The 1,988-nt window shown below is 58.4% G+C and carries 1 protein-coding gene; it reads right to left on the reverse strand.

What is annotated here, in order from left to right:
- Positions 1-1,988: fibrobacter succinogenes major paralogous domain-containing protein (locus tag DDR33_RS26140; protein WP_158280873.1), on the reverse strand; the 1,988-nt coding region annotated here is incomplete at both ends.

A 1,988-nucleotide genomic window follows, 5' to 3' on the forward strand; every position in this document is an offset into this window, starting at 1 on the left:
CTCGGAGATACTTGTGGTCCAGGCCGTCCACCCGTTCTTCGGACTGTAGCTCGTCCCGTCGTGCTTATAGCCCTGCGCGCGGTTGAACTGCCAGTACCATCCGGCTGATGGTTCGGTATCGTCAGTCACATCTGTTGCCTGACGGTCAGAGCCTAAGTTCTGCGTGATCCAGCATCTGGAGGAACCTCCTATATTGCTGCTGATCGTTCCGTACGTTATAGTCTTGGTTTCCGGGGCCCCGTTGAGGCCTCCTACGTGAGTCACTGTTAATGGAAGACAGATCTTGAAGCTGGTTACTGAGGGGCTGTAGGCCACTCCCTTGCTGTTGACCACATAAGCCCGCACATATACAGTCGGTCCTTCTGTCAGCCCGCTGATCGTCGTGGTAAAGGTACCCACTCCCGAGCCCGACAGGATCTTGTTGTCGGCTACCGTAGGGATGGCATTCGTCGTGCTCCAGCACAACCCGCGTTCGGTGATGGACGCCCCGCCGTCTGGACCGGCTGTCGCCGTACCTTCTGCCGTCGACCCGGTCATCGTACTGGTTGGGATGTCTACATTGCTTACCGAGGCCAGGTTGATCACTACGGCATCCCGCACACAGCGCACAGGCGTTGCGTTCGCCTTGTTCAGGCTGACAAGCCCGCTGCTGCCACTGCCAAGGCCCAGGGCATACCCGTTCTCATAGGTGCTGCCTACATAGCTGCTGCTCCAGTAATATCCCGTTGTCCCACGGCCCGTCAGAACGCCGCCTGCTGCTGTCAGGTAACCGCCTGCATGGAGTTTCAGTACTGACTTGTACGTGTCTGTGTAGTTCTGCCAGAACTGAGGGGCGTCATCGGCACTGTCCCATTCGGTGGCGGTCGGCAAGCGCCAGCCTGAACCCAGAAGAAGGATACAAGGATCACTGCCCGCTGCCCAGCCTACGTTCCACTCGGAGATACTGGTGATCCAGGCGGTCCAGGCATTCTTCGGACTGTAGCTTGTCCCGTCATGCTTATATCCCTGCGCACGGTTGAACTGCCAGTACCATCCCGAGGAGGCTTCGCTGCCATCGGTTGCCGATAAGGCTTCCTGGCTGGAGCCAAGGTTCTGGGTTAACCAGCACAATGCTGCTTTACTGATCCCGCTGCTGATTGAATGATAGTTTACGGTCTTGCTCTCCGGTGCCCCGTTCAGGCCCCCGGTATGGATCACCGTAAATTCTGTCGGGCAGATCTTAAAGCTGCTCACAACCGGGCTGTAAGCTGTACCTACACTGTTGGTCGCATACGCCCGTACATAATAGGTTGCCCCCTGTACCAGACCTTCCAGCTTCGAGGTGAACGTTCCCATACCCGTGCCTGCTTTGATAATATTGTCAGCCGTGGTCGGAACGGCCTTCGAGGTGCTCCAGCACAGCCCCCGGTCGGTTACTGCTGAGCCTCCGTCCGGCGCTACAGTGGCGGTCCCAAGGGCGGTACTGTCGGTCATCGTACTGGTCGGGATATCCACATTGCTCACCGAGGGAAGAGCGGGAACTATCGCATCACGCACACACCGCACAGGCGTCGCATTCGCCTTGTTCAGCCCTACCACTGAGCTGCTGGTCCCCGTGATCAGCAGCGCATAGGCGTCTGTATAGGTGCTCCCAACATGGCTGTTGCTCCAGTAATAACCGGTCGTCCCACGGCCCGTCAGCGCGCCGGCTCCGGCTGTCAGGTAACCTGCCAAATGTAGTTTCAGTACTGACTTGTACGCATCGGCGCTGCTGCCCCAGTTCTGCGGAGGGGCGTCCGCTGCAGACCACTCTGAGGAGGTTGGCAGGCGCCAGCCTGAACCTAAAAGACGGCCGCAAGGATCGTTCGCATAAGCCCAGCTAACATTCCACTCGGAGATACTTGTGGTCCAGGCCGTCCACCCGTTCTTCGGACTGTAGCTCGTCCCGTCGTGCTTATAGCCCTGCGCGCGGTTGAACTGCCAGTACCATCCGGCTGATGGTTCGGTAT

The organism is Pararcticibacter amylolyticus (assembly GCF_003130405.1).
Classification (GTDB): Bacteria; Bacteroidota; Bacteroidia; order Sphingobacteriales; family Sphingobacteriaceae; genus Arcticibacter; species Arcticibacter amylolyticus.